Origin of the sequence: Sediminimonas qiaohouensis DSM 21189, assembly GCF_000423645.1 — a bacterium.
In the GTDB taxonomy this organism is placed as follows: domain Bacteria; phylum Pseudomonadota; class Alphaproteobacteria; order Rhodobacterales; family Rhodobacteraceae; genus Sediminimonas; species Sediminimonas qiaohouensis.
In genome coordinates this window covers 339,065-365,045 of the sequence record NZ_AUIJ01000001.1, presented here as the reverse complement: position 1 = coordinate 365,045, position 25,981 = coordinate 339,065, and the positions used below count along the sequence as shown (strand labels likewise).

29 protein-coding genes are annotated in these 25,981 nt (G+C 65.1%); 20 read left to right on the top strand and 9 right to left on the bottom strand.

Annotation, left to right across the window (positions count from 1 at the left end; all coding sequences use genetic code 11):
- The first annotated feature begins 31 nt into the window (after positions 1 to 31).
- The 5 genes from G568_RS0101755 to G568_RS0101735 are packed head-to-tail and all read left to right on the top strand — an operon-like array spanning position 32 to position 3,578.
- Entirely contained in the window at positions 32 to 622 is a 591-nt protein-coding gene (locus G568_RS0101755; RefSeq protein WP_026756434.1) for a TetR/AcrR family transcriptional regulator, read from the top strand.
- The gene (locus tag G568_RS17965) at positions 619 to 1,380 is read left to right on the top strand and encodes an enoyl-CoA hydratase/isomerase family protein (RefSeq protein ID WP_037373457.1); all 762 of its coding nucleotides are present in this window, start codon (positions 619 to 621) and stop codon (positions 1,378 to 1,380) included. The genes G568_RS0101755 and G568_RS17965 overlap by 4 nt, the downstream gene beginning before the upstream one ends.
- Before the next feature lie 4 nt (positions 1,381 to 1,384).
- The gene (locus G568_RS0101745; protein WP_026756433.1) at positions 1,385 to 2,869 is read left to right on the top strand and encodes a class I adenylate-forming enzyme family protein; all 1,485 of its coding nucleotides are present in this window, start codon (positions 1,385 to 1,387) and stop codon (positions 2,867 to 2,869) included.
- Complete coding sequence (locus G568_RS0101740) at positions 2,866 to 3,225, top strand: MaoC family dehydratase (protein ID WP_026756432.1); 360 nt, start codon at positions 2,866 to 2,868, stop codon at positions 3,223 to 3,225. The genes G568_RS0101745 and G568_RS0101740 overlap by 4 nt, the downstream gene beginning before the upstream one ends.
- Entirely contained in the window at positions 3,219 to 3,578 is a 360-nt protein-coding gene (locus tag G568_RS0101735) for a hotdog family protein (RefSeq protein WP_026756431.1), read from the top strand. Before G568_RS0101740 ends, G568_RS0101735 begins: the two co-directional genes overlap by 7 nt.
- Positions 3,579 to 3,596: 18 nt before the next feature.
- On the opposite strand, the gene G568_RS17960 is transcribed toward G568_RS0101735, so the two are convergent.
- The 9 genes from G568_RS17960 to G568_RS20565 all read right to left on the bottom strand — a co-directional run bounded on the left by G568_RS17960 (position 3,597) and on the right by G568_RS20565 (position 10,851).
- Complete coding sequence (locus tag G568_RS17960) at positions 3,597 to 4,379, bottom strand: alpha/beta fold hydrolase (RefSeq protein WP_051202571.1); 783 nt, start codon at positions 4,377 to 4,379, stop codon at positions 3,597 to 3,599.
- Positions 4,376 to 5,428: a branched-chain amino acid ABC transporter permease gene (locus G568_RS0101725; protein ID WP_026756430.1), complete on the bottom strand. Its 1,053-nt coding sequence runs from the start codon at positions 5,426 to 5,428 to the stop codon at positions 4,376 to 4,378. The genes G568_RS17960 and G568_RS0101725 overlap by 4 nt, the downstream gene beginning before the upstream one ends.
- A 1-nt stretch (position 5,429) precedes the next feature.
- Positions 5,430 to 6,461, bottom strand: a complete 1,032-nt coding sequence (locus tag G568_RS0101720; protein ID WP_026756429.1) for a branched-chain amino acid ABC transporter permease — start codon at positions 6,459 to 6,461, stop codon at positions 5,430 to 5,432.
- The gene (locus G568_RS0101715) at positions 6,461 to 7,183 is read right to left on the bottom strand and encodes an ABC transporter ATP-binding protein (protein WP_026756428.1); all 723 of its coding nucleotides are present in this window, start codon (positions 7,181 to 7,183) and stop codon (positions 6,461 to 6,463) included. The genes G568_RS0101720 and G568_RS0101715 overlap by 1 nt, the downstream gene beginning before the upstream one ends.
- Entirely contained in the window at positions 7,176 to 7,940 is a 765-nt protein-coding gene (locus G568_RS0101710; RefSeq protein WP_026756427.1) for an ABC transporter ATP-binding protein, read from the bottom strand. Before G568_RS0101710 ends, G568_RS0101715 begins: the two co-directional genes overlap by 8 nt.
- A gap of 71 nt (positions 7,941 to 8,011) precedes the next feature.
- Entirely contained in the window at positions 8,012 to 9,163 is a 1,152-nt protein-coding gene (locus G568_RS0101705; RefSeq protein ID WP_026756426.1) for a substrate-binding domain-containing protein, read from the bottom strand.
- A 223-nt stretch (positions 9,164 to 9,386) separates the two neighbouring features.
- Positions 9,387 to 9,947 (bottom strand): DUF4202 domain-containing protein, encoded by a 561-nt coding sequence (locus G568_RS0101700; protein WP_026756425.1) that lies wholly within the window; start codon positions 9,945 to 9,947, stop codon positions 9,387 to 9,389.
- Complete coding sequence (locus G568_RS0101695) at positions 9,944 to 10,651, bottom strand: Crp/Fnr family transcriptional regulator (protein ID WP_026756424.1); 708 nt, start codon at positions 10,649 to 10,651, stop codon at positions 9,944 to 9,946. The genes G568_RS0101700 and G568_RS0101695 overlap by 4 nt, the downstream gene beginning before the upstream one ends.
- A complete protein-coding gene (locus G568_RS20565) occupies positions 10,648 to 10,851 on the bottom strand; it encodes a hypothetical protein (protein WP_211222228.1) in 204 nt (67 codons plus the stop codon). Before G568_RS20565 ends, G568_RS0101695 begins: the two co-directional genes overlap by 4 nt.
- 14 nt (positions 10,852 to 10,865) lie before the next feature.
- Here G568_RS20565 and G568_RS0101690 point away from each other — a divergent pair, with 14 nt between their 5' ends.
- The 15 genes from G568_RS0101690 to G568_RS0101620 all read left to right on the top strand — a co-directional run bounded on the left by G568_RS0101690 (position 10,866) and on the right by G568_RS0101620 (position 25,965).
- Positions 10,866 to 11,222, top strand: a complete 357-nt coding sequence (locus tag G568_RS0101690) for a CidA/LrgA family protein (protein ID WP_026756423.1) — start codon at positions 10,866 to 10,868, stop codon at positions 11,220 to 11,222.
- Entirely contained in the window at positions 11,215 to 11,931 is a 717-nt protein-coding gene (locus G568_RS0101685) for an LrgB family protein (protein WP_026756422.1), read from the top strand. The genes G568_RS0101690 and G568_RS0101685 overlap by 8 nt, the downstream gene beginning before the upstream one ends.
- Positions 11,932 to 12,175: 244 nt before the next feature.
- Positions 12,176 to 13,276: a TRAP transporter substrate-binding protein DctP gene (dctP, locus tag G568_RS0101680; RefSeq protein WP_026756421.1), complete on the top strand. Its 1,101-nt coding sequence runs from the start codon at positions 12,176 to 12,178 to the stop codon at positions 13,274 to 13,276.
- A 90-nt stretch (positions 13,277 to 13,366) separates the two neighbouring features.
- Positions 13,367 to 14,623 (top strand): TRAP transporter small permease subunit, encoded by a 1,257-nt coding sequence (locus tag G568_RS20165; RefSeq protein ID WP_026756420.1) that lies wholly within the window; start codon positions 13,367 to 13,369, stop codon positions 14,621 to 14,623.
- Positions 14,624 to 14,626: 3 nt separating this feature from the next.
- Positions 14,627 to 15,982 carry a TRAP transporter large permease gene (locus G568_RS0101670; RefSeq protein ID WP_026756419.1) on the top strand — a complete coding sequence of 452 codons (1,356 nt, stop codon included), beginning with the start codon at positions 14,627 to 14,629 and terminating at the stop codon, positions 15,980 to 15,982.
- Positions 15,983 to 16,133: 151 nt separating this feature from the next.
- Positions 16,134 to 16,520 carry a tol-pal system-associated acyl-CoA thioesterase gene (ybgC, locus tag G568_RS0101665; RefSeq protein WP_026756418.1) on the top strand — a complete coding sequence of 129 codons (387 nt, stop codon included), beginning with the start codon at positions 16,134 to 16,136 and terminating at the stop codon, positions 16,518 to 16,520.
- A gap of 196 nt (positions 16,521 to 16,716) precedes the next feature.
- Positions 16,717 to 17,412: a protein TolQ gene (gene tolQ / locus G568_RS0101660; RefSeq protein ID WP_026756417.1), complete on the top strand. Its 696-nt coding sequence runs from the start codon at positions 16,717 to 16,719 to the stop codon at positions 17,410 to 17,412.
- Positions 17,413 to 17,415: 3 nt separating this feature from the next.
- Positions 17,416 to 17,886 (top strand): protein TolR, encoded by a 471-nt coding sequence (tolR, locus tag G568_RS0101655; RefSeq protein ID WP_026756416.1) that lies wholly within the window; start codon positions 17,416 to 17,418, stop codon positions 17,884 to 17,886.
- Between the two features lie 6 nt (positions 17,887 to 17,892).
- Positions 17,893 to 19,008, top strand: coding sequence for an energy transducer TonB (locus G568_RS0101650; RefSeq protein ID WP_026756415.1), 1,116 nt, complete (start codon positions 17,893 to 17,895; stop codon positions 19,006 to 19,008).
- Positions 19,008 to 20,348 (top strand): Tol-Pal system beta propeller repeat protein TolB, encoded by a 1,341-nt coding sequence (tolB, locus tag G568_RS0101645; RefSeq protein WP_026756414.1) that lies wholly within the window; start codon positions 19,008 to 19,010, stop codon positions 20,346 to 20,348. Before G568_RS0101650 ends, tolB begins: the two co-directional genes overlap by 1 nt.
- 115 nt (positions 20,349 to 20,463) lie before the next feature.
- Positions 20,464 to 20,964, top strand: a complete 501-nt coding sequence (gene pal / locus G568_RS0101640; RefSeq protein ID WP_026756413.1) for a peptidoglycan-associated lipoprotein Pal — start codon at positions 20,464 to 20,466, stop codon at positions 20,962 to 20,964.
- A gap of 40 nt (positions 20,965 to 21,004) precedes the next feature.
- Positions 21,005 to 21,856: a tol-pal system protein YbgF gene (gene ybgF, locus G568_RS0101635; protein ID WP_026756412.1), complete on the top strand. Its 852-nt coding sequence runs from the start codon at positions 21,005 to 21,007 to the stop codon at positions 21,854 to 21,856.
- A complete protein-coding gene (tilS, locus tag G568_RS0101630; RefSeq protein ID WP_026756411.1) occupies positions 21,853 to 23,139 on the top strand; it encodes a tRNA lysidine(34) synthetase TilS in 1,287 nt (428 codons plus the stop codon). The genes ybgF and tilS overlap by 4 nt, the downstream gene beginning before the upstream one ends.
- An 89-nt stretch (positions 23,140 to 23,228) precedes the next feature.
- The gene (gene ftsH, locus G568_RS0101625; RefSeq protein ID WP_026756410.1) at positions 23,229 to 25,151 is read left to right on the top strand and encodes an ATP-dependent zinc metalloprotease FtsH; all 1,923 of its coding nucleotides are present in this window, start codon (positions 23,229 to 23,231) and stop codon (positions 25,149 to 25,151) included.
- Positions 25,152 to 25,383: 232 nt separating this feature from the next.
- Positions 25,384 to 25,965 carry an MOSC domain-containing protein gene (locus G568_RS0101620; RefSeq protein ID WP_026756409.1) on the top strand — a complete coding sequence of 194 codons (582 nt, stop codon included), beginning with the start codon at positions 25,384 to 25,386 and terminating at the stop codon, positions 25,963 to 25,965.
- The last annotated feature ends 16 nt before the right edge of the window (positions 25,966 to 25,981 follow it).

The window sequence follows — 25,981 nt, the reverse complement described above, 5'->3', positions numbered from 1 at the left end:
AAATGAAACATGAATCATTATTCATGTATGCATGAGCAAGATTCCCAGACCCAAGACAAAACGCGGCCTTGCCCGGCGCGAGGCGATCCTGCGGGCCGCCGAAGAGGTGTTCGGCACCCAAGGGTACGCGGCGGCCTCGATCGCCGAGATCACGCGCGGGGCCGATACCGCGCTGGGTACATTCTACATCTACTTCTCCGGCAAGGAAGAAGTGTTTCGCGAGTTGGTCATGGAGATGGGCAAGTTGACCCGCTCAGGGATAACAGAGGCGGTGCAGGCCTCCCCCAACCGCCTTGTGGCGGAGCGGGCCGGGCTTGAGGCCTTTTTGCGGTTCGTGTCCGAGCGCCCGTCGCTTTACCGCATCGTCGAGGAGGCGCGCTTTGTCGATCCGGTGGCGTATCGGCAGTATTTCTCGGGGTTCGCGCGGGCCTACGAGGCGCAGCTGATCGCGGCGCAGGAAGCGGGCGAGGTTTCCGCCGGCGACCCGGAGGTGCGGGCCTGGGCCCTGATGGGGATCGCCAAGACCCTTGGCGAGCGGTTCGTCATCTGGGACGAGGCGCCCGACATCGACCGCGTGGTCAACGAGGCATTCGCGATGATCCGCGACGGGATAGCGCCATGAGCGAGCTGATCGATCTGCAGGACTGCGCAGGTGGCCGCGGCATGATGATCCGCATGCAGGCGCCGCGCGCCAACGCGCTGGAGCCGGGGATGCTGTCCGCGCTGGAGGGGGTGATCGGCCAGGTGCGTGCCCGCGCGCCCGAGTTCCTGTTGCTGACGGGCGGACGCAACTACACCAGCGGTGGCGACGTGGCGCGGTTTCTTGAAGCGGCGGAGCAGGGGGCGGTCGCGGATTACGCAGGCAAGGTTGTGCCCGTGTTGCAGCGCATCATCATGTCCCTTCTGACGCTGCCATGCCCGGTTATCGCCGCCGCGCGCGGGGCGATCACGGGGGGCGGTGCGGGGCTGTTGTTCGCGGCCGACGCGGCGATTGTCGCGCCCGATGCGTTCGTGCAGCCCTATTACGCGCGCATGGGGTTTGCCCCCGATGGCGGGTGGACGGCCCTCTTGCCCGAGCGGATCGGCGCGGGGGCGGCGCAGGGGTGGCTGATGGCGGACACGCGCGAGGACGCGGGCGGGCTGCTGCGGCTGGGGTTGGCGCAGGAGATCGCCGATGATCCGCAGGCGGCCGCACTGGCGCGGATGGAGGAGTTCGATCCGGGCGCGCTGGCCGAGATCAAGGCGCTGGTCTGGGATGCGCCGCGCGTCAATGCGGTCAAGGCGCGGCTAGAGGCGGAAACCGAGGCGTTCCGCCGCCGCATCGTCACGCCGCAGACGCACGCGCGCATGCAAAGGTTTCTGTCCGACGCAGGGAGGTAAGCGGATGTTCGACATGGTTCCCGACATGGCCCTCAAGCGGGCCGAGTTGTCCGGCGATGCAACTGCCTTTGTCGATCAGGCCAGCGGCAAACGCTGGAGCTTTGCCGAGGTAAACCGCGCCGCCGATGCGGTGGCGGCGGGATTAGGCGCGCAGGGCATCGGCGAGGGCGACCGGATCGCCATTTTGTGCCTCAACTGCGCCGAGTTTTTCATCACGCTGTTCGCGTGCCAGAAGACGGGGATCATCCTGTGCCCCCTGAACTGGCGGCAACCGGCGCCGGAGCTTGTGGACACGATGACGCCGGTCGCGCCCAGCCTGTTGATCCATGACGGCGCCAATGCCGAGCTGGCCGCGCAGATCGCCGCGCAAACGGGCGTCGCGCACGTCGATGTCGAAACCGGGCTGCATGGCTGGATCGCGCAGGGCGGGCCGCCCTGCGATGCCCCCGTCCCGGCCGAGCGGCCGTGGTACCTGCTGTTCACGTCGGGCACCACCGGGCGGCCCAAGGCGGTGATCCAGACGGCGCGCATGTGCTGGGCCAACACGATCAATATCGGGCAGGCGATCGGACTGACCTCGGCCGATAGCGCGGTGACGTTCCTGCCGCTTTTCCATACTGCGGGGATCAACCTTTATACGTTGCCGGTGTTCCTGAACGGGGGGCGATCCACGATCCTGCCCAAGTTCGAGCCGGAAACCCTGCTGGAGCTGATCCGCGCCGGCGAGGTGACGCAGTTTTTCGGCGTGCCGGCGATCTACCAGGCTTTCTCGCTCATGGAAGAGGTGGACAAGGTGGATTGGCGCGCCTTGCGCTGCGGCTGTGGCGGGGCGCCGCTGCCCGAGCCGCTCATTCGCTTTTTCGCCGAGCGCGGGGCGATGGTGCTCAACGGGTTCGGCATGACGGAAACCGGGCCGACCGTGTTCTTGATGGATGCCGCGGGGGCGGAGGACAAGATCGGATCGGTCGGGCGCGCGCAGATGATGACCGAGCTGCGCCTGTCCGGCGTCGCCGCCAACGCCCCCGGCGAGGGCGAGATCGAGCTGCGCGGCCCTGGCATCACGCCCGGCTATTTCCAGAACCCCGAGGCAACCACCGAAACCTTTGCCGAGGGCGGGTGGCTCAAGACCGGGGATGTCGGCCGGCGCGATGCCGATGGCTATGTCTATATCGTGGACCGGATCAAGGACATGTACATCTCGGGCGGTGAAAACGTTTACCCGGCCGAGGTAGAGCGGGTCTTGAACGATCATCCCGAGATCCTTGAGGCGGCTGTGATCGGCATCGCGGACGAGAAATGGGGCGAGGTGGGCGCGGCCTTTGTCATCGCGCGTCCGGACGCTGAGCCAGATCCGGAGGGGATACGCCAATGGTGCCGCACGCGGCTGGCGGCCTACAAGGTGCCGGCACGCGTTGTAGCGGTGGATGAGTTCCCGCGCACCGCCGCTGGCAAGGTGCGCAAACCCGAGTTGAGGGGAACCCTGACATGACGACCGAGCTGACAGCCCGCTGGACCCCGACGCAAGCCGATTTCGACGCGTTCGCGCGCGTCTCGGGCGATGACAACCCCATTCACGTGGACCCCGAGTTTTCTGCCCGCACCGCCTTTGGCCGCACCGTCAGCCACGGCATGCTGATCTATTCCAAGCTGTGGGGGCTGCTGCAACAGATGCATCCCAAGGCGCGTCAGCGCAGGCAGAGCATGATGTTTAGCCATCCCGCCTATACAGGCGAGGAGGTGTTGCTGCGCGTGCGCGAAACCGCGCCGGGGCAGTTTGAAATGCAGGCCACCCGCGCCGCCGATGGCGCGGCCCTGCTGACCGGGGAGGCCGAGATCGAATGCTGAGCCATGGAGATACCGCGCAAACAACCCGCCGCTACAGTGCCGAGGATCTGCAGGCGTTTGCCGGGCTGAGCGGGGCAGAGCCGGCCGACCATGTGCCCGAGCCGCTGATTGCGGGGCTGGTGTCTTACCTCTTGGGCGTGCATCTGCCGGGGCCGGGGACGAATTACCTAAAGCAGGAGTTGGAGTTTCTCGCGCCTGCGCCGTTGGACACGGTGTTGACCGCGTCGGTCGAAGTGACGCGCCTGCGCCCGGAAAAGCACCTTGTCGATCTGTGGGCGCGCTGCACGCTGCCGGATGGCACGGTTGTGTGCGAGGGGCGGTCCCTGGTAAAGGCGCGCGACACGGTGGCCTGAAGTGGCCTGAGCGCGCCGTCAGTCCAGCGAATGCGCGAACTGGCTGAGCACGCGGGCGAACTCGGCCGGTTCTTCAAGGTGCGGCGAATGGCCTGAGTTCTGGAACTCGTGCGCGCGTGCGTCGGGCGCGTGATCGCAGATCCACTGCGTGGCCGACGCGGGGTAGACCCGGCTTTGCGCGCCGCGGCAGACAAGATAGGGGCAGTTGATCCGCGGGATGACGGGCCGCGCGTCCATGGCCAGAAGCGCATCCCAGACCGCGCGCATGACCCCGTCATCCTGCCTCAGGATCGTGTCGCGCGCCTCTGCGCGGTCAAAGCCCGGCGCGCCGGCGGGGGTGGCAAACATGGTTGCCGCTATGGAATGGGTGACGCCCCGCCAATCGTCCTGCATCCGCCGGGTGGTGGCGGCAACGTCTTCGGCGCTCTGGCCCAGCAGGCCGTGCGGCCAGTCGGGCGCATTTATCATGCGCGGGCTCATGTCCACGCTCACCAGCCCGGCCAGTGTGCCGCAGCCGTGGCGCGCGATGTATTCCCACGCCACGGCTGCGCCCATTGACCAGCCGACGATTACGGGGGGCGGCCCATCGAGGCGGTCAATCTCTGCCGCGATCATGTCCGCCCCAGCCTGCAACGTGGGCGGCGCCGAGGCGGCGCTGCCATGTCCGGGCAGATCGGGCGCGACGAGCGTGAACTCCCCGCCGAGGTGGGGCGCCAGCCCGTCGAAGGCCCGGCCCGTCATGGTCCAACCGTGCAGCAGGATCAGTGCACGGCGGCGCGAGGAGGGGGGGCGCGCCGTCATCGTACGCCGCGCAGCCGCCCGACAATGCCGGTGGGGAAGAAATAGACGCTCAGAACGAACAGCACCCCCAGCCACAGCAACCAGCGGTCCGGGCTGAGCAATTCCGGGATCAGCGGCAAGGCCGACGTGGCCTCGGACGCCGTCCCCATCAGCGTTTGCAGGTAGTTTTGCGCCAGCACGAAGATCGTCGCACCAATCACCGCGCCATACATCGTGCCCATGCCGCCGATCACCACCATCAGCAGGATATCCAGCATGATCGAGAACGACAGGGTCGTGTCCGGCCCGACATAGCGCAGCCAGATCGCGAAAATGCTTCCGGCCAGCGCCGCCACGGCCGCAGAAAGGCAGGTTGCCATCGTGCGGTAGGCCACCACGCGATAGCCAATCGCCTCGGCACGGAAGTCATTCTCGCGGATCGCCTTGAGCACGCGGCCGAAGGGCGAGTTGACCACCCGCAGCAGCATGAGGAACAGGGCCAGGCAGGCCGTGAACACGAGGTAATAAGCCAGCAGCCGACCGTTCAGCTTTACCCCAAACGCCTCGCCAAAGCGGAAGGCGGGGGTCAGCTCGCGCGGGGTGAGGTAGTTCAGGCCGTCCTCGCCGCCGGTGATCTGGGACATTTGGCTGACCAGTACCGCGACGGCCGACGCCACGGCCAGCGTGATCATGGCAAAGAAGATCGCCCGCACCCTTAGCGAGAAAAGCCCGATGGCGAACGCCAACACCGCCGCCGCCAGCGCCCCGAGCACCGAGCCGACCAGCAGCGCGTCGAACCCGCGCCCCATATGCGTAGAGGCCAGCGCGACGCCATAGGCGCCCAGCCCGAAGAACATCGTATGCGCAAAGCTGACGATCCCGGTGTAGCCCAGCATCAAGTCGTAGCTGGCGACGAGGACGATGAAGATGCAGATCCGCGCCGCCGTTTCCAGTGACCGCACGCCGGGGAACAGGAAGGGCGCCAGCGCCAGCGCGATCAGAATGACAAGCAGCAGCGCCGACAGCAGCATCGACCGCGGGCGGTCGCCGGAGAGGAGTATATTGATCATGTCACTTCGCCTTGACCACGGGCATCATGCCCTGCGGGCGCCACATCAGGATCACGGCCATCAGGCCGATATTCGAGATCAGCGCCAGTTTCGGTTCCAAAAACGCGATGTAGTTCTGCGTCAGCCCCACCAGCAGGGCACCAATGAATGCCCCCTCGACCGAGCCGAGCCCGCCGATGATCACCACGATGAACACGAGGATCATCATTTCCTCGCCCATTCCGGCGGTGATCACCTCCTGGTAGAGGCCCCACATCACCCCGCCCAGCCCCGCAAGGGCCGAGCCCGCGATGAACACGCCCACGAACACCAGCCTGAGCCTATACCCGAGCGCCTGCACCATTTCGCCGTTCTGCACGCCCGCACGTACGATCAGGCCGATCTTGGTGCGGCGCAGCACAAGACGCATCGTCACGAACACGATTAGCCCCAGCACCACCGCCAGAAGGCGGAATTTCTCAAGCGCGGCGCCCCAGTAGGTGATCGCGCCCTGGAATGTCTCGGGGCGGGTGAGGAAAATCTCGTGCGGGCCCCAGATCACGTGGATCATCTGCTCGATCACGATCAGGCCGCCCACGGTGACAAGGATCTGGTGCAGGTGCTGGCCGTAGACGGGGCGCACGATGACCCGCTCGAACCCCCATCCCAGGATGCCGGTCACAAGGGTTGCCGCCAGGATCGCCAGCAAAACGGCAATCAGGTTCAGCGGCAGCGAGGGGGCGGTTGTCCAGCCGCCCATGGCCATCAGGACGCTGACGCCCACGAAGGCGCCCACCGATATGAATGCGCCATGGCCGAAATTAATGATGTCCATCAGGCCAAACACCAGGGTCAGGCCCGAGGCCATGAGAAAGATCATCATGCCCATGGCAAGGCCCGATACCGTCAGGGTCAGCCAGCTGCTGGTCGATCCGATCGCGAGAAAGCCCAGCACCACCAGCACCGGGATCAGGATATAGGGCATGGCCTGACCCAGCCTGTCGGAGATCGACAGCGCGGCCAGGGTTGGGCTGTGGTCGGGGGCGTCGCTCATTACAAGGTCTCCATGCTCAGGCCCATAAGCCGTTCCTGAAGGTCTGCGTCATTGGCCAACTCGGCCATCTCGCCGGTCCAGATGACGCGCCCGTCATCCATCACGGCAGCGGTATCGCCAAGGGCCTTGGCAACCGCGAAATTCTGTTCGACCAGCAGGATCGAGGCGCCTTGTTTCTTGAGATCGCGCAGCGCACCGGCCATGGTGGACACGATGGCGGGGGCGAGGCCCTTGGTCGGCTCGTCAATCAGGTATAGCTGCCGTTCTTCGGCCATAGCCCGCGCGATCGCGAGCATTTGCTTCTGCCCGCCCGAAAGGTTGCCCGCTTCGCTGGTCCAGAAGGTTCTGAGCGCCGGAAAAGCGCCGAATATCCACTCCATCCGTTTGGCATCCAGCCCGCCGCCAGCTGCGGCGAGGATCATGTTCTCGGCCACCGTCAGATCGGTGAATATACCCATGTCCTCGGGCACGTAGCCGATCCCGAGGCGCGCGCGGTCCGACGTGGGCAGCGCGGTCAGGTCGGTTCCGTCAAGGGTGATCTGCCCCTTTTTCGCCGCCCAAAGCCCCATGATCGTGCGCAGCGTGGTCGTCTTGCCCACGCCGTTGCGCCCCAGCAGCATCGTCACCCCGCCGCGCGGCACGTTCAGGTCCAGATCTGCCAGGATATGGTATTGCGCGATATCCGTATACACGCCCTTGAGCGTCAGAATGTCATCAGACATCGGCCAACTCCTTTCCCATGTAGGCTTCTTGCACAACGTCCGAGGCGATCACCTCGGCCGGGTCGCCATCCGCGACTAGGGCGCCGTTGTGCAAAACGATGATCCGGTCGGCCAGCGACCGGATCACGTCCATTTTGTGCTCCACCAGCAGCACGGTGCGCGTGTGGTCGCGTTTCAGCTCGGCGATCAGGTCCAGAACGACGGGCGCTTCGTCCACGCTCATGCCGGCCGTGGGTTCGTCGAACATGAATACGCGGGGGTTCAGCGCGACCAGCATCGCGACCTCCAGCTTGCGTTGATTGCCGTGGCTGAGTTCCGACACCTGCTGCGCGGCGAGATTGTCCAGCCGCACGCGCTGTAGCACCTGCATGGCGGCATCGGTCAGCGCGGTGTCACCCTCGGCCATCGAGAACAGGCTGACGCGCCCGGTCTTGTGCCCCTGTATCACCAGCCGGACGTTTTCAAGAACGCTGAGCCCGGGAAACAGGTTGGTCAACTGGAACGCCCGTCCAAGGCCCGCGCGGCAGCGTTGCGACACCGATTTGCGGGTAATGTCCTGCCCTTGCAGCGTGACGGTGCCGGCGCTGGCGGCGACTTGGCCCGAGATCAGGTTGAAATAGGTGGTCTTGCCCGCGCCATTCGGTCCGACGATGGCAGTCAACTCGCCCGGGTTGAAGGCGCAGCTGACCGCATCGACGGCAACATGCCCCCCGAACCGCACGGTCAGCCCGTCTGTTTCCAAGATCGGCTGGTGCATCTGACACCTCTGAAATGTAATGGGAAATCTTGGGCGGGCGCCTGTGCGCCCGCCCCGTGGAATGCGTCCGATCAGTTGCGGATCGGGATATCCATGTCGTCGATGCCCAGCTCTCGCACCAGGACAGGAACGCCGTAATCTTTGCCTTCCTGGACCTCGGTGCGGAAGTGGTACATCGATTGCAGCGCCTGGTGATCCTCGGGGCGGAACCGCATGGTGCCCTTGGGCGTTTCGAATTCCATGCCTTCCATGGTTTCTATCAACGCCTCGGTGTCGGTGGTGCCTGCCTCGCGCAGGGCCTCGACCACCGCGATCCCGGCGGACATGCCGCCCGCGGTGAAGAAATCGGGCGGGGTGTCGTAGCGCTCAAAGTGCTGCTCGACCAGCCAGTCGTTCACCTCGTTATCCGGGATCTCGTAGTAGTAGTAGGTCGCGCCTTCGAGGCCCGGAAGCTCCTTGTAGGCCTTGAGCGCCGCCAGGATGTTGCCGCCCGTCGCGATTTCGATGTCATAGCGGGACGGGTCCATCGCGTTGATCTTGCTCATCGGGTTGCCGCCGCCGGCCCAGATGATGAACAGGCGCTTCTCGCCCTCGACACCTTCCATCGCGTTGAAGATGCGTTCCGCCGCGGCGGTGAAATCGGTGGTGTCGGTGGGCACGTATTCCTCGTGCACGATCTCGGCACCAGTACCTTCCAGTGCCTCGCCAAAGGCTGCAACGCCGTCACGGCCAAAGGCGTAGTCCTGCGCCAGGGTGGCGACTTTCACGTTCTCGTCGCCGATGGCGACCGCGTTGGCGATCGCGTCCTGAGACGAGTTGCGCCCGGTGCGGAACACGTAACGGTTCCAGTTCTTTCCGGTGATCGAATCGGCCACGGCAGGCTCGACCAGCAGGATACGCTCGTATTCCTGCGCCACCGGCAGCATCGCCAGCGCGACGCCCGAGCTGACTGGTCCGACGGCGAGATGCGCGTCGTCGTCGCCATAGGCTTCGGCAAGCAGCGCCTTGCCGACGTCCGGCTTGAGCTGCGTATCCTTCTCGATCACGGTGATCTTTTCGCCGTTCACCTCCATGGTGCCGTCGGTGGCGTATTCGATCCCCATCATCAGCCCGTTGTGGGACTGCGCAGCGTAGGCTTCGTAGGGGCCCGACTTGCCATAAACATGCGCAACCCGGATTTCCGCCGAAAGCGGCGCGGCCAGCGCCCCAAGCGCCGCCGCCATTGTCAGTATCGTCTTCATTATGGTTCTCCTCCCATCGGTCAGTTTCGGGTGACCTGCCGCATTATGAAACATGAATCACTGTTCATGTCAATGATCTGTTCCTGAGCCATAGCCACGCACCAGACCGGGCCGGGCGGCGTGGCGCCCGGTGTGTGCCGGCAGTCATTCTTGCGTTTTCGCGATTGGGGTGCTCGGCTTGACAACGCCGGGCCGCGCTGCGTTGTCAGGCGCGAAAGCAGCTTGCCAAGTGTTCGGGCAAATCAAACTCTTCGAGCACCCGCGCCCTGCCGTCCGCCGACATCTTGCGCGCGGTCTTGGTGACGATACGCTCAAGCTTGTCGGGGTTTTGCGTGCCTGCGAAGGGCGCGAAGTACCACTTCAGGAAGACGAAACAGATGACATCCTCCAGCGCCTGAACCTCTGCGTCACGCTTCAGCCCTTCCTTGCGGAGCATGTACCCCGCGCGTTCGGCGTCCTTCTCGCAATACCCGGCCTCGCGCATAAGCTCGCCCACGCGCCGGGCGTGGTGCCTGGCCAGATCGCTGCGCCATTTGAGATAGCCGCTGCGGCCTTCTTCGTAGTCCCTCCGTTGCAGCACCCACCGTTCGATATGCTGTCCGCGTGCCGCGATTTGCAGGATCTCCGACGCGCCCGGGAACAGACGCGACAACTCGCTGCTCATACGTTGCCCGTAGAGCTGCGCGGCGGGCTGTCCCTCTCTGCTGTCGGGGTCCGCCGCGTTGGCTGCGTCGATGGCGGCAAGGGTTGCGGCGCACCGGCTCATAGCGCTTTGCCCCATGCCGCTGCGGGGTCTTCGTCGGCGTAGGTGCGCAGGGCCTCTATGTCCTCGATCATCGCCTGGTTGCGCGCGATCCTGACGCCGACAAGCTTGAGCTTGGCAAAGGCGCGCGACAGGCTTTCGGGTTTCATGCCCAGGCGACCCGCGATCAGCGTCTTGTCGTACGGCAGCGTGACCAGGCAACTTCCCTCGCTTCGGTCGCACAGGCCGAACAGGAACTCGGCAACCCGTTGCGCGCCGGTCTGCGCCTTGATCTGCTCGATCTGGCTGACGAGTTGATGCAGGTGCTGAAACGTCGAGGCCAAGACCGCCATGCAGACATCGGGCTCTCGCCGCATGATCGTCACGAAGGCCCTCGCCGGGATCAGCAGCATGTCGCAATCGGTGACAGCGCCCGCGGACACCGGGTAGTCGCCGCCGCGAAAGGCAATCGCCTCGCCAAAGCTGTGGCCCCTGGTGAAAACATTGACGACCGCCTCGTTACCGTTTGGGCCCACACGGTAAAGTTTGACCCAGCCCTCCAGAACGACATGGATCGAACGCGCTTCCTCGCCCTGCAGGAAGACGGTTTCGCCCTGCGCGTAGTGGCGCGTCGTGGCATCCGAAAGCAGGCTTTCGACGACGCCGTCAGGCAAAGTGCGAAGCAGAAGCGATTCACGGGCCACGTCCATGTTGCGGGGATGCGTCATTCTTCCTCCTGTGTCATTAATGAGTATACCAATGTGGCAGGTGCCAATCCAGCAGCAGCATTGCGGACAATCACCTTGATCAAGTGGGCGAACTGCCGCAGTGTTTTCTGCGTATTGGGCCAATCAGGGGCAGTTGCATGGTGACTTTGCTGTTTGGGTGCGCGGGGCGCGGTGCCCGCATCAGGTATGTCGTGGCGCATGGAGCGTTGGCGCGATGATCCGCAACATAGCCATTTTGCTCGTGTTCCAGTTGGGTGGAGAGATGCTGGCGCGCGGCGCCGCGTTGTCGGTGCCGGGGCCGGTGATCGGGTTGGGGGCGCTGTTCGTGACGCTGCTGGTGGTTCCCGGGCTGGCGGAGCGAATGCGCGACACGGCGAACGGGCTGTTGGCGCATCTATCACTGTTGTTCGTGCCCGCGGGCGTAGGGGTCACCGCCCACCTGGCCACATTCGCGGAGGCCGGTCTTGCCCTTGCGGCGGCCCTGGTCGGGTCCACCGTGCTGGCGATCCTCGCGGGAGTGGGAGCCTTTTTGCTGACCGCAAGGCTGACCGGGGCAGACGGCGATGAATGATCCGTTCCAACTGTGGTCCTATCTCGCGCAGGAGCCGCTTTTGTGGCTTACCGTGACGCTGGCGGCCTATGTCATCGCGGACCGGATCGCCGCCGCATTGGATGAGCATCCGATCGCCAACCCGGTGTTGATCGCGATCCTGATCATCGCCGCCGTGCTGGGCCTGAGCGGCACCCCCTATGCGACCTATTTCGAGGGGGCGCAGTTCGTGCATTTCATGCTTGGCCCCGCGACAGTGGCGCTGGCGGTGCCGCTCCATGCCAACCTGGGGCGGGTGAAGCGGACGCTCGCGCCCATGGCGGTGGCGCTTCTTGTGGGGTCGCTGACCGCGATCCTGTCGGCACTGGGGATTGCGTATGCCTTGGGTGTGCGGGGGGAAACGCTGCTGTCGCTGGCGCCGAAGTCGGCCACCGCGCCGGTGGCGCTTGGCGTGTCCGAGGCGGTCGGCGGAGAGCCGAGCCTGACCGCGGTTCTGGTGATCCTGACGGGTATCACCGGGGCGATCGTGGCCACCCCCATGTTGAACGCGCTGCGCATAGAGGACTGGCGCGCGCGCGGGTTTGCTGTCGGGCTTGCGGCGCATGGCATTGGCACCGCGCACGCATTTCGGGTCAATTCCACCGCCGGGGCGTTTTCCGGCATCGGAATGGGGCTCAACGCCATATTGACGGCGATTCTGGCACCCTTGGTGGTCACACTCCTTTTCTAGAATGCGCCGCAGGATCATGGCGCGCAGACCGGTGCGGCAGCCCGCCGGCCCCTGTAGTGCGGTAATTTCCCTGCATTATTCTCTCATTTCGGCCGGGTGTGGGGGGTGTTGGCGCAGGACGAAAACCTCAAAATACGATGAATTGGAGAAATATCTTTACCAATAAAGGAATCCGGTTAGTATCGGCGTGGCTCACAGAAGCACAGCCGGTGTGAGCCGGCACAAGACTGTTAGGGAGGATGACATGTCGAACAAACTGATTTCACGTCGCCAGGCTTTGGGCGGTATTGCAACCGCCGGTGCCGCCGGACTGGGCGCGCCCGCGATCGCGACGGCGCAAGGCCAGACAACCACCTGGAAGGTTCAAACCTCGTGGCCCGGCGGTATCGGGCTCAAGATTTTCGAGAATTGGGCAAACTCGATCGTCGAGAAGACGGGCGGTGAATTGGCATTCGAGCCGTTCGGCGCAAAGGACGTTGTCGGCGATTTCCAACTTTATGATGCGGTCAAGAATGGCGTTCTGGATGCTGTGAACCCGTTCACGATCTACGCGCAGGGGATTATCCCCGCCGCGATGTTCCTGACCAGCTATCCGCTGGGTCTGCGCAACCCGCACGAGTTCGATACGTTCTACTATGGGCTTGGCGGTCTCGAAATGGCGCGCGAGATGTATGCCAAGCAGGGCATGTACTATGTTGGCCCGATTCATCACGGCCCGAACATCATCCACTCCAAGGTGCCGATCCGTTCGATCGACGACTTCGCTGGCCGCAAAATGCGCGCGCCCGGCGGGATGGTCGCCGAACTGTTCTCGGAGCTTGGTGCAAAGACAACCTTGCTGCCCGGCTCGGAGATTTTCCCGGCGCTGGAAAAGGGCACGATCGACGTGGCCGACTACGTGGGTCCGGCGGTCAACTACGCCCTCGGCTTCAGCCAGGTGACCGACTACATCTCGATGGGCCCTCCGGGCTTCATGTCGGTGTATCAGCCCGTGGACATGATGGACCTGACCGTCGGCATGGAGAGCTGGAACGCGCTCAGCCCCGAGATGCAGCAGTTCGTCGAAATGGAAGTGCACACCTACTCGGATATGCACCACGCCGCGATCCAGGCCGCCGACCAGGAAGCCTGGGACAAGTTCATGGCCGACGGGACCGAGGTTACGCGCCTCAGCCAGACCGATGTCGAGCTGATGACCGAGGTGGCCGTGCCGATCTGGTACAAGTACGCCAACCGCGACAAGGACGCCGCGCGCGTCTTCAAGGTGCAGCTTGACTACATGATGTCGGGCTCGCTTGGCTATGTCACGCCCGAGATGGTCGAGGGTCAGACGCTGGATCTGTGATCCACTGACCCCGCATCCGCATCGCCGCGTCCCCGGTCAAGATCGGGGGCGCGGTTTCATGATCCGACGATCGAGCTCACGGAATTTGCAATGCCCAGCATCGACTTCATCTTGCCGCACTGGCTCTATTGGGGGACGTTGATCGTCTTTCCAGTGGTCGCCATGGTCATGGCGCGCAGGCGCCAGACAACCGGCTATTCATTGCCAATAGGCTACATGATCCTTGTCACCGGCGGCCTACTGGGGCTGCACCGTCTTTACATGCGGAACCTGTGGGGGGTGCTCTACCTGCCTGTGTTCCTGGCAATCCTGGTGGCCAACGCGCAGGAAAGATCCGCGCGCGAAGTACAATCCGAGGCCAGCAACCTGGTCAAGACCGCAGAGCGTGTCATAGAGCGGGCCGAACCGCGCGTCAGCGGCGCCGAAGAGAAACTCGCCCAACTGCGCGCGGAGCTGGACGCCGCGGAAGAGGGCACGTTCGCCGAAAAGCGCGCCGAACGCATGCTTGAGAAAGAGCAGGACGCGATCAAGGCCGCCGAGACGCGCCTTGAGAAGGCACGCACGGACCTGGAGACGGCGCGGCCTGAATTGACGCAGGCCGGCGAAGCCCGCGCGATGTGGTCCAATGTCGCCTTTGGCGCGTTCCTGGTCATATGCGCCTTCATGGCGCTTGATGCGCTGTTGCTGCCGTTGCTTGTCCGAAGCGCGCGTGAGCGTCTGCGCGCCCAAGACCATCCGCCCGCGGATGCGGACCCCGACAGCCTTGAGGCGATCGAGGCACAGGCCGCCGCACGGCTTGAGGCGATCGAGCACGAGAAAGTGTCCGGCGATTTCGCCAATGTCGGCGCCGGCTGGACCGGCGCGATCGACAGGTTGTCCTACTACTCCGGCGAATTCGTCAGCTATTGGGCGGTGATCGCCGTCTTTGCCTACTACTTCGAAGTGGTGGCGCGCTATGTCTTTAACTCGCCCACTATCTGGGTTCACGAAGGGATGTTCCTGATGTTCGGGATGCAATACCTGATCGCCGGCGCATACGCCGCGTTGACCGACGCGCATGTCAAGGTGGATGTCTTCTATGCCGAATGGTCGCCGCTGCGCAAAGCGGTGGTGGATCTGTTCACGTCGATCTTTTTCTTCATATTCGCGGGCACCCTGCTGGTCACGGGCTGGATCTTTGCGATGGATGCCACCGTGGTGGACGAGGTTTCGTTCTCCGAGTGGACCATCGCCTACTGGCCGTTCAAATGGGCAATCGCCGTTGGTGCCGTGCTTCTGATCCTGCAGGGGATTTCGAAGCTGGCCAGCGATGTTGCCACCGTCCGCAACAGCCTGCAGGGAGCGTGATCCATGGGACTTGAAATGGAAATCGGCTGGCTGACGGCACTCATGTTCGGCAGCCTGATGGTCCTGCTGATGGCGGGTTTGCCCCTTGCCTTCGTGACTGGCGGACTGGCTTGCGTGTTCCTGTTCATTCTTGGCGATGAGCAGACGCTGAATATCGTACCAAGCCGTATCTTTCCGCTGATGACGAACTATCAGCTATCGGCGATCCCGTTGTTCATCTTCCTGGCGGCGATGCTGGAGCGGGCCGGGATCATCAACGAGATGTTCGATGTGATCTACAAGCTGCTTGGCGGCGTGAAGGGCGGTCTGGCTTCGGCCACGATCATCGCCTCGACCATCCTGGCGGCCATGGTGGGCGTGATCGGAGCGGCGGTGGTGACGATGGGAATCATCGCGCTTCCGGCGATGCTCAAGCGGCACTACAACCCCAAGATCGCCATGGGCTCGATCATGGCGGGCGGCACCCTGGGCATCCTGATCCCGCCATCGATCCTGGCGATCATCTATGCCGTTGTGGCCGAGCAATCGGTGGGCGAGCTGTTCATCGGTGCGGTGCTGCCCGGCTTGATGCTGTCGGGGATGTATATCCTGTATGTCAGCATCATGTGCATCATCGACCCGCAGAAAGGCCCGCCCATTCCCGTGGAGGAACGTGTCAGCCCGGCGGAAAAGCTGCGCCTCCTGGGCAACATGGCGGCACCGATCAGCCTGATCGTGGTGGTTCTCGGCGTCATCTTCGCCGGGGTGGCAACCCCGGTCGAGGCGGCGGGCATCGGCACCTTCGGGGCGTTCATCGTCGCGGCCATTCACCGCAAGCTGACCTGGGCCACCGTGCGCGATGCGTGCATGACGACGCTCAAGGCCAGTGCGATGGTGATCTGGATCATGTTCGGCGCGACGATCTTCGTCGGTCTTTACGTGCTGGAAGGGGGGCAGGAATTCGTTGAGCAGACGATGACAGGTCTCGGCCTTGGCCCGTGGGGCATCCTGATCCTGATGCAGGTGATCCTGGTGCTGCTGGGCATGTTCCTGGATTGGGTGGGTATCCTGCTGTTGGCGGTGCCGATCTTCGTTCCCATCATCAAGGCCCTGGGGGCGCAGGCGTTCGGCCTTGGGTCCGAGGGTGATCTGGTGCTGTGGTTCGGGGTGCTTTATCTGGTGAACATGCAGATGAGCTTCCTTTCGCCGCCCTTTGGGTATGCCCTGTTCTACCTGCGCGGCGTGGCGCCGGCGGAAATCCCGATGAGCGATATCTTCCGCTCGGCGCTGCCGTTCCTGTTCCTGCAGATCGTGGGGCTGGTGACGTGCATGCTATTCCCGGCGGTGATCACCTGGCTGCCCAATATCGTCTATGGCTGACGGGGCGCTGCCATAGCGGAGCAATGATAGCAGGCCGGGCGGGATGATCCCCGTCCGGCCTGTGGCGTCGTGGGGCAGGGCGAAAACCGTTTGCACTCCGAGGGGTGGGCAGTAATCTGCGCTGGCAATATCGCTCATGAGGACAGCCGCCATGACACATCGCTTGCCCGTCCGTGTCTATTACGAGGACACAGATATGGCGGGGATCGTCTATTACGCGAACTACCTGCGTTATATCGAGCGCGCACGCAGCGACTGGGTGCGCGGGCTTGGCATCGATCAGAACCGGATGAAGGATGATGGCATCGTCTTTGCCGTGCGGCGGGTCGAGGCGGATTATCTTGCGCCGGCGCGTCTGGACGACGAGTTGATCGTCGCGACGGAAACCGTGCAGGTCACGGCGGCGCGGCTGGTTATGGATCAGAAGGTATGGCGCGGCACCGATTTGTTGTTTCAGGCGCTGGTCACCGTCGTGGCGATCAGCGAAGGCGGCCAGGCGGTGCGGCTACCGGCAAATATCCGCCGGGGGCTGCACTGATCCACGCGGCGGCAGGGCAGGGCGCAAGCAGGTACGCGTGCGCAAAATCAGGGCTTTACCCAACTGATAGCGTGCGCGCGCCGCGCGGTGGGCGCCGTCATGGGCAAGATCACGCGGATGTGTTGGCTTTTGGCTTGGATATCGGCTAGTTTGCGGGCAAATGGCCGCAGACAAGGCCCGAGCAGAGAGCAGGCAAATGGAAGCTGAAACCCTCGCATTGGCGCAGGAGATGGATTTCTCCTTGTGGGCGCTGTTCGCGCGCGCCACTTTTACCGTTAAACTGGTGATGATCCTGTTGATTGCGGCCTCGTTCTGGTCGTGGTCGATCATCGTGCAAAAGCTGATCTCGTATCGCAAGGCGCGGGCCGAGGCAGACGCGTTCGACAGGGCGTTCTGGTCGGGCGAGCCGCTGGACGAGTTATTCGAGCAGATCGGCGTCGATCCGGCCGGGAGGTCCGAACGGGTGTTCGCCGCCGGGATGATCGAATGGCGGCGCTCGCATCGCACCGACGGGGCGCTGATCGCGGGCGCGCAATCGCGGATCGAGCGATCCATGGACGTGGCCATCAGCAAGGAATCCGAGGCGCTTCAGACCGGGCTGCCGGTGCTGGCCTCGATCGGCTCGACCGCGCCGTTCGTGGGGCTGTTCGGCACGGTGTGGGGCATCATGCACGCCTTCATCGGCATCGCGGAGCAGCAAAATACCAACCTCGCGGTGGTCGCGCCGGGAATCGCCGAGGCGTTGCTGGCGACCGGGCTGGGCCTGCTGGCGGCGATACCGGCGGTGGTATTCTATAACAAGCTGAGCGCCGACAGTGACCGGATCCTGTCGGGATACGAGGCGTTTTCCGATGAATTCGCCACCATCCTCAGCCGCCAGCTGGATAGCTGAGCCATGGGGGCGGGCGGTATCCAGAGTGAGAAGGCCACGGGCCGCCGGCGCCGCAGGGGGCGGGCGCGTCCGATGTCCGAGATCAACGTTACGCCCTTCGTGGACGTGATGCTGGTTCTACTGATCATCTTCATGGTGGCGGCGCCGCTGATGACGGTGGGGGTGCCTGTGGAGCTGCCGAAGACTGCGGCGAACGCGCTGCCGGGCGAGCAGGAGGAGCCCCTGACCGTGACCCTGACGGGGGAAGGCGAGGTCTTGATTCAGAAAACCCCGGTTCCGCGCGATCGGCTGGTGGGGCGCCTCACGGCGATTGCGGCCGAGCGGGACAGCGCGCGGGTCTATCTGCGTGCTGACGGGGCGGTGCCCTATTCGCGGGTGATGGAGGTGATGGGCGCGCTCAATCGCGGGGGATTCCAGAATATCGGGCTGGTCACCGACACGGGCGGGCCGGCCTTGAACGAGCCGGACACCTGAGGACACATGCATGTCGGGCACTATATTTCGGGCGCGGGCCATCTGGGCCTGATCGGCTGGCTGCTGTGGGGCGGAAATTTCGCCCCCGCGCCGGAGCCGTTCGAGGTGAGCGAGGTGTCGGTCATCACGGCCGAGGAATACGCCGCGCTGACGGCCCCCGAAACGGCCCCCGAGGCGAGCACCGAGGCGGTCGCGCCAAGCCCGCCCGAGACCGCCGAGGAACCGCCCGAAATCCCCGCCACGCCCACCGAAGAGCCCCCCGACAGCAGCGATCCGGAGGCCGCGCAGGCCAGCGATCCGGACGAGGCCCCCGATGTGAGCGAGATACGCCCGCCGGAGCCGACGGACGCCGAGGATACCCCGCCCGAGATGGCCCCTGCGCCCAGCGAAAGCGCCGCGCTGATCCCTGAGGAATCGGACCAGCCGGCCCCGAAGAAGGCACCGAGGGTGGCACCCGAGCCGGTGGCGCCGCCGGAGCCGGATTCGAAGGTGGACGAGGTCCGCCAGGAGGAGCAGGTGCCCGAGGAAGGGGCCGAGACGCCGGCCGAGCCGCAGGAGGCCACCGCCCCCGAAGAGGCGGCGACGGAGATCGTGACCGAGGCCGAGGAAGAGCCGGCGGCGGCGCCGACGGCGTCGCTCAGGCCGCAGGCGCGGCCCAAGCGTTCCACTGTGGGACAAAAACCTAAACCACCGAAAGAAAACGATAAAACAGACACGGCTGCGATCAATTCGGCGCTAGAAGAGGCGCTGGGCGAGGAAGAAGAGACCGCCGCCCCGCAAAGCGCCGCCCCCGCCGGCCCGCCCCTGAGCCAGGGCGAGCGGGACGCGCTGCGGGTGGCGGTTCAACGCTGTTGGAACGTCGGGTCCTTGTCATCGGCGGCGCTGGCGACCACTGTGATCGTGGGCGTGTCGATGGAACGCGACGGGCGTCCCGACACCGGCTCGATCCGGTTGATCGGGTCCGAGGGCGGGAGCGACGCGGCGGCTCGGCAGGCGTTCGAGGCCGCCCGCCGCGCGATCATACGGTGCGGGGCGAACGGGTTCGATCTGCCCGAGGAAAAATACGAGCGTTGGCAAGATATTGAGATGACATTCAACCCGGAGAACATGAGGATCAAATGATGACAGGTTTCATGACCCTCGTAGCGGCGGTGGCCGCGGTGATGCTGGGCGCGGCAGGACCGGCCGCGGCACAAGACAGCGAGCGCGGCCCGCTCAGGATCGAGATCACCGAAGGCGTGATCGAGCCGATGCCGGTCGCGGTGCCCGATTTCGTGGCGCAAGGCGGCGCGGCGCAGGACTGGGCCAGCCGGATCGCGCGGGTGGTCGCGGACGATCTGAGCGGCACGGGGCTGTTCCGGGAAATTCCGCGCGAGGCGTTCATCAGCCCGATCACCAGCTTTTCCAGCCCGGTGCAGTTCGCCGACTGGAAGGCGATCAACGCGCAGGCGCTGATCTCGGGGGCGGTTGAAATGGACGGAAACGGCGGTCTGGTCGTCAAGTTCCGCCTTTATGACGTGTTCGCGGGACAGGAATTGGGCGAGGGCCTGCGGTTTGCGGGCACGACGCAGGGCTGGCGGCGGATGGCGCACAAGGTGGCCGACGCAGTCTATAGCCGGATCACCGGCGAGGGCCCGTATTTCGACAGCCGGGTCGCGTTCGTGGCCGAAACCGGGCCCAAGAACGACCGCCAAAAGCGGCTGGCGATCATGGATTACGACGGCGCCAACATGCAGTACCTGACCGAGGGCAGCAGCATCGTTCTGGCGCCCCGGTTCTCGCCCGACGGGCAGCGCATCCTGTTTACCAGCTATCGCAGCGGATTTCCGCGCATCTACCTGCTGGACACCGGCAGCATGCAATTGCGCGCGCTTGAGGAACAGCCAGGCAGCATGAGCTTTGCCCCCCGCTTCGCGCCCGATGGGCGCACGGTGGTGTATTCGCTGACGCGCGGGGGCAACACGGATATCTACACCCTCAATATCGAGAGCGGCCAGACGACGCGCCTGACCAGCTCGCCCAGCATCGAGACGGCGCCGAGCTTCAGCCCCGATGGCAGCCGCATCGTGTTCGAGAGCGACCGCAGCGGCAACCAGCAGCTCTATGTCATGCCGGTGGACGGCGGCACGCCCGAACGGATCAGCTTTGGCAAAGGGCGCTATGGCACGCCGGTATGGTCGCCGCGCGGCGATCTGGTGGCGTTTACCAAGCAATCCAAGGGCCGGTTCCATATCGGGGTGATGCGTCTGGATGGCAGCGAAGAGCGGCTGTTGACGGCTTCATTCCTGGACGAGGGGCCGACGTGGTCGCCCAACGGGCGGGTGATCATGTTCACCCGCGAGACGCAGGGCGCGGGTGGGCAGGCGAGCCTTTATTCGGTGGATATCACGGGGCGGAACCTCAAGCGGGTGCGCACCGACACGGGGGCGAGCGATCCGTCGTGGTCGCCGCTGCTCAAGTGAGGCGATGATGGGCGATTCCATTGCGTCCGGCACTGTGGTATTGCTGGTCCAGCGGAGGCAGGCAGGTGTGAGATCAGAGGCGACGACATGAAACAGGCAATGCGGGGCATTTGACATGAAAGTTACGAGCAAGGCGATTTTGCTGGTCGCGGCGGTGGCGCTGGGCGCGTGCACCAACGCGAACAGGTTCGGCGGCGATGATGCGGTCGAGTTGAACGGCACCGGCGCGGGGGATGTGAACAACCCGCAATCGCCCGCTTATTTCCAGCAGGCTATCGGCGATCGGGTGCTGTTCGAGGTGGATCAATCGACCTTGACGGCCAGCGCCAAGGCGACCCTGAACGAGCAGGCGCGCTGGTTGCAGGAAAACAGCGATTTCGACGCTATCATCGAGGGCCACGCGGACGAGCAGGGCACGCGCGAATACAACCTCGCTCTGGGCGCCCGGCGGGCTAACGCGGTGCATGAATACCTGGTTTCGCGCGGGGTCGCGGCCTCGCGGCTTGAGGTTGTCAGCTATGGCAAGGAACGTCCGATCGAGATTTGCAGCGAAGAAAGCTGCTATGCCAAGAATCGCCGGGCGGTGACGGTGATCTCGGCCGGGTTGACGGGCTGAGGCTTTGGATTTGCTGGGTATGAGGACAAGGGGCGAGGCCATGTTGCGGGCTGTTTTGGCGGGTGTGCTGGTTGTGCTGGCGCTGGCGTTTCCGGGGGCAGGGCACGCTCAGCAGCAGGCCGAGACCCTTGCCGATATCCGGCAGGAGTTGACGGTGCTGAACGTCGAGATCCAGCGATTGAAGCGCGAGCTATCCACGACGGGCGCGCCCTCGGTGAACACCGGGCAGGGCGGCAGCACGATCGAGCGGGTCAACGCGATTGAAAGCGCGTTGCAGCAGTTGACCGAGCAGACCGAGGTCCTGGAGCACCGCATCGACAAGGTGGTGCGCGACGGCACCAACCGGATCGGCGATCTGGAGTTTCGACTGTGCGAGTTGGAGGCCGATTGCGATATCGCCTCGCTGGGTGAAACGCCCAGCCTTGGCGGTGTGGATGCGTCCGGCGGTGGCGGCGGCGCGGCGCCCGCGGATGTCGGCACCGGCACGGACACGCAGCCCGAGATGGCCGTGGGCGAGCAGGCCGATTTCGACGCAGCGACCAAGGCGCTGGAGGACGGCGATGCGGCGCGTGCGGCGCAGCTCTTCGCGGGGTTCCTGGACGATTACCCGCGCAGCCCGCTGGCGGCGGGCGCGCATCTGGGCCGGGGCGTGGCGCTGGATGATCAGGGCGATCGCACCGGCGCGGCGCGCGCGTACCTCGAGGCGTTCAGCGTGGCGCCCTCGGGAGAACAGGCGCCAGAGGCGCTGTTTCGGCTAGGCCGGTCGCTGGGTCAGCTTGGCAAGGTCGATGAGGCCTGCGTGACGTTGTCCGAGGTGGGCACGCGGTTCCCCAACGCCAGCGAGGTGGTGAGCCGCGCGCAGGCCGAGCGGGCGCGGCTGGAGTGCATGTGACAGACAGCAGCGATGGGGGCGATCCGGGCGCGCAGGTGGTCGCACATTTCCGCGATGCGCCGCCCGCGCATCTGGGCGTCGCGGTCTCGGGCGGGAGCGATTCGGTCGCCCTGCTGAGGATGCTGGCCGATTGGGCGCCGGGCGCAGGCGTCTCGCTACACGTGGTAACGGTGGATCATGGCCTGCGTCCCGAGTCGGCCGATGAAGCGCGCGCGGTGGCGGCTTTGGCGGCACAGCTGGGTGCTGCGCATGACACGCTGCATTGGCGCGGATGGGACGGCACGGGAAACGTGCAGGACGCGGCGCGGCAGGCGCGCTACCGGCTGATCCGTGACTGGGCGCTGGCGCGGGGGATCGGGCAGGTGGCGCTGGGCCATACCGGCGATGATCAGGCGGAAACGGTTTTGATGGCGCTGGCGCGGGGCGCTGGCGTGGACGGAATGGCGGCGATGCCAGTGCGGCGCGACCTGGACGGTGTGACGCTGGTGCGTCCGATGCTGGGGCTGCGGCGTGCGGCGCTTCGACGCTGGCTTGAGGCGCGGGGGCAGGATTGGGCCGACGATCCGGGCAATGAAGACCCGCGGTATGACAGGATCAAGGCGCGTCGGGCGCTGGAGGCGCTGGCGCCGTTGGGCGTGGATGCGCAGGCGCTGGCGCGGGTCGCGGGCAACATGGCCGAGGCGCGCGCGGCGCTGCGCGCGGCCACCGCAGAGGCGGCGCGGGATTGCGCCGCCGTTGAGGCCGCCGAGCTGCGCATCACCGCGAGCGCACTGGAGCAATTGCCGTCCGAGATCGCGCGGCGCCTGTTGATCCACGCGCTGCACAACGTTGGCGCCGCGCCGCATGCACCGCGCCGCGACGCGATCGCCCGGCTGCGCGAGGCGATCGCACAGGGGCGGCGCAGCACGCTGGCGGGGTGCCTGATCGCGGTGCGCGAGGGGGCCGTGCATATCGGGCGCGAGCCGTCGGCGGTTGCGGGTCTTTGCGCCGCGCCGGGCGACATATGGGACCGGCGTTGGCGGGTGGAGCCCTCGCCGGACGCGGATAACAAGGATATTGCCGGGACCCAAGTGGCCGCACTGGGCGAGGCGGGGCTGGCGCAGTGCCCTGATCCCGACGCATGGCGCAAGACGGGCCTTGCGCGCGAGGCAATCCTGGCCGCGCCGGCGGTCTGGCGGGGCGATACCCTGCTGGCGGCGCCGGTGGCGGGATGGGCGAACGGGTGGCGCGCGGTGCCGGTTCTGGACACGCGAAGCTTTGCCGCGGGGCTATTACCGGACTGATTGTGCATTGAAGATAGCGGTTTGATCTCTATTTTAATGTAAGGGTTGGCGTGATACGCCGCCTCAACCGAATTTTGAGGAGAGTTTCCTTGGGCAACGCGAGAAATATCGCATTCTGGGTCGTTCTGTTTTTGTTGGTGCTGGCGCTGTTCAACCTGTTCAGCGGATCAGGCGGAACGATGCAGAGCCAATCGATCAGCTATTCCGAGTTCATAAAGGCGGTCGAGAACGAGCAGGTCAGCCGTGTCACGCTGGATGGCGAAAACGTGCGCTACCGCGGTACCGACGGGCAGGATTATGTCACGATCAAGCCGGAAGATGCGGAGCTGACGCAGAAATTGATCGATCAGGGCGTGCCGGTCAATGCCGAGCCGCAAGAGCAATCGGGATTCCAGACGTTTCTCCTGTCGCTGTTGCCATTCCTGCTGTTGATCGGGGTGTGGATCTATTTCATGAACCGCATGCAAGGCGGAGGCAAGGGTGGCGCCATGGGGTTTGGCAAGTCCAAGGCCAAGATGTTGACCGAGAAATCGGGCAACGTGACGTTTGACGACGTGGCGGGCATCGACGAGGCCAAGGAGGAGCTGGAAGAGATCGTCGAGTTCCTGCGCAGCCCCCAGAAATTCAGCCGCCTTGGCGGGCAGATCCCCAAAGGTGCGCTGCTGGTTGGGCCTCCGGGCACAGGTAAGACGCTGCTGGCAAGGGCCATCGCTGGCGAGGCGGGCGTGCCGTTCTTTACCATTTCGGGTTCGGACTTCGTTGAGATGTTCGTAGGTGTCGGCGCCAGCCGCGTGCGCGACATGTTTACCGACGCCAAGAAAAACGCCCCGTGCATCGTGTTCATCGACGAGATCGACGCCGTCGGCCGCGCCCGGGGTGTGGGCGTTGGTGGCGGCAACGACGAACGCGAGCAGACGCTGAACCAGTTGTTGGTGGAAATGGACGGGTTCGAGGCCAACGAGGGCGTGATCATCCTGGCCGCGACAAACCGCAAGGACGTGCTTGATCCGGCGCTGCTCAGGCCCGGGCGGTTCGACCGCGAGGTGACGGTCGCCAACCCCGACATCAAGGGCCGCGAGAAGATCCTGGGAGTGCATGCGCGCAAAACGCCGCTTGGCCCGGACGTAGATCTGCGGGTGATCGCGCGCGGCACGCCGGGGTTCTCGGGGGCGGATCTGGCCAACCTGGTCAACGAGGCGGCGCTGATGGCGGCGCGCGTGGGCCGGCGGTTCGTCACGATGGAGGATTTCGAGAACGCCAAGGACAAGGTCATGATGGGCGCCGAGCGCCGATCCATGGTGCTGACGCCCGAGCAAAAGGAAAAGACGGCCTATCACGAGGCGGGGCACGCCATCGTGGGGCTGACCCTGCCGAAATGCGATCCGGTCTACAAGGCGACGATCATTCCGCGCGGCGGGGCCTTGGGCATGGTGGTCAGCCTGCCCGAGATTGACAGGCTGAACTGGCACAAGTCCGAGTGCGAGCAAAAGCTGTCGATGACCATGGCCGGCAAGGCTGCGGAGATCCTGAAATACGGCGAGGACGAGGTCAGCAACGGCCCGGCCGGCGACATCCAGCAGGCCAGCGGCCTGGCCCGCGCGATGATCATGCGGTGGGGCATGTCCGACAAGGTGGGCAACATCGATTACGCCGAGGCGCATGAGGGGTACGCGGGCAACACGGCCGGGTTCTCGGTCTCGGCGCATACCAAGGAACTGATCGAGGAAGAGGTGCGCCGGTTCATCCAGGACAGCTATGAAAACGCCGTGCAGATCCTGACTGAGCGCAAGGACGACTGGATCAGGCTGGCCGAGGGGCTGTTGGAATACGAGACGCTGACCGGCGAGGAGATCGAGCGCGTGATCCGGGGCGAGCCGCCGCATGCGGGCGCCGACGACACCGACGACAAGAGCGGCAGCGCGCCCTCGGTGACGGCGATCCCCAAGACCAAGCCCAAGGGCAAGGGCAAGCCGAAGGACGATGGAGGGATGGAGCCCGAACCGTCGGCCTGACGCGGGTTGCGATGATGAAAAGGGCCCCGGCTCTGCGTGATGGCAGGGCCGGGGTTTTTCTTTGGGCTTTTTGGGGGTGGTAGGCAGGGGCGCTGCCCCTCTTGGCCTGCGGCCAATTCACCCCGGGATATTTTCGGCCAGAAGATGCATTGGTGTGGGTGGAGGCATTCGTGTTGACGCTGGAGGCGGGGGCGGTGAGACTGCGCGGATCGGCGTTTGGATAGGAGATGTCATGCCCGCCTTGAGACAAAGCGAGTTCACCGCGCGGGTGGTGTGGCTGGGCCATGTGCCGGACCGGGGAGAGAGCCTGCGGGCCGTGCCGCAGGACTCTGTCGCGCTGAGCTATGGCGGGGTGCCGGGGGAGGCGCATGGCGGGCTGACCCGCCCGTCGTGCAGCCGGGTTGTGGATCTGTATCCCAAGGGGACAGAGATACGAAACGTGCGACAGATGACGATCCTGTCGGCGGAGGAGTTGCAGGAGATCGCCAATGAGATGGGCGTGGCGCGGTTCGATCCGGCCTGGGCGGGGGCGTCGATGGTAATCGAGGGCATCCCCGATTTCAGCCATGTGCCGCCCTCGGCGCGCTTGCAGGGGCCGGGCGGGGTGACCGTTACGGTTGACATGCAAAACCGCCCCTGCAACCTGCCCGGCCCGGTGATCGAGGCCGACGCCCCCGGCGCGGGGCGCGCGTTCAAGCGCGCGGCAGATGGGCGGCGGGGCGTCACCGCGTGGGTCGAGCGGGAAGGGCGGCTGGCGGTGGGTGATGCGCTACGGCTGTTCGTGCCGGACCAGAGGGCGTGGAACGCGGGCTGAGGCCCGGAATCTTTCC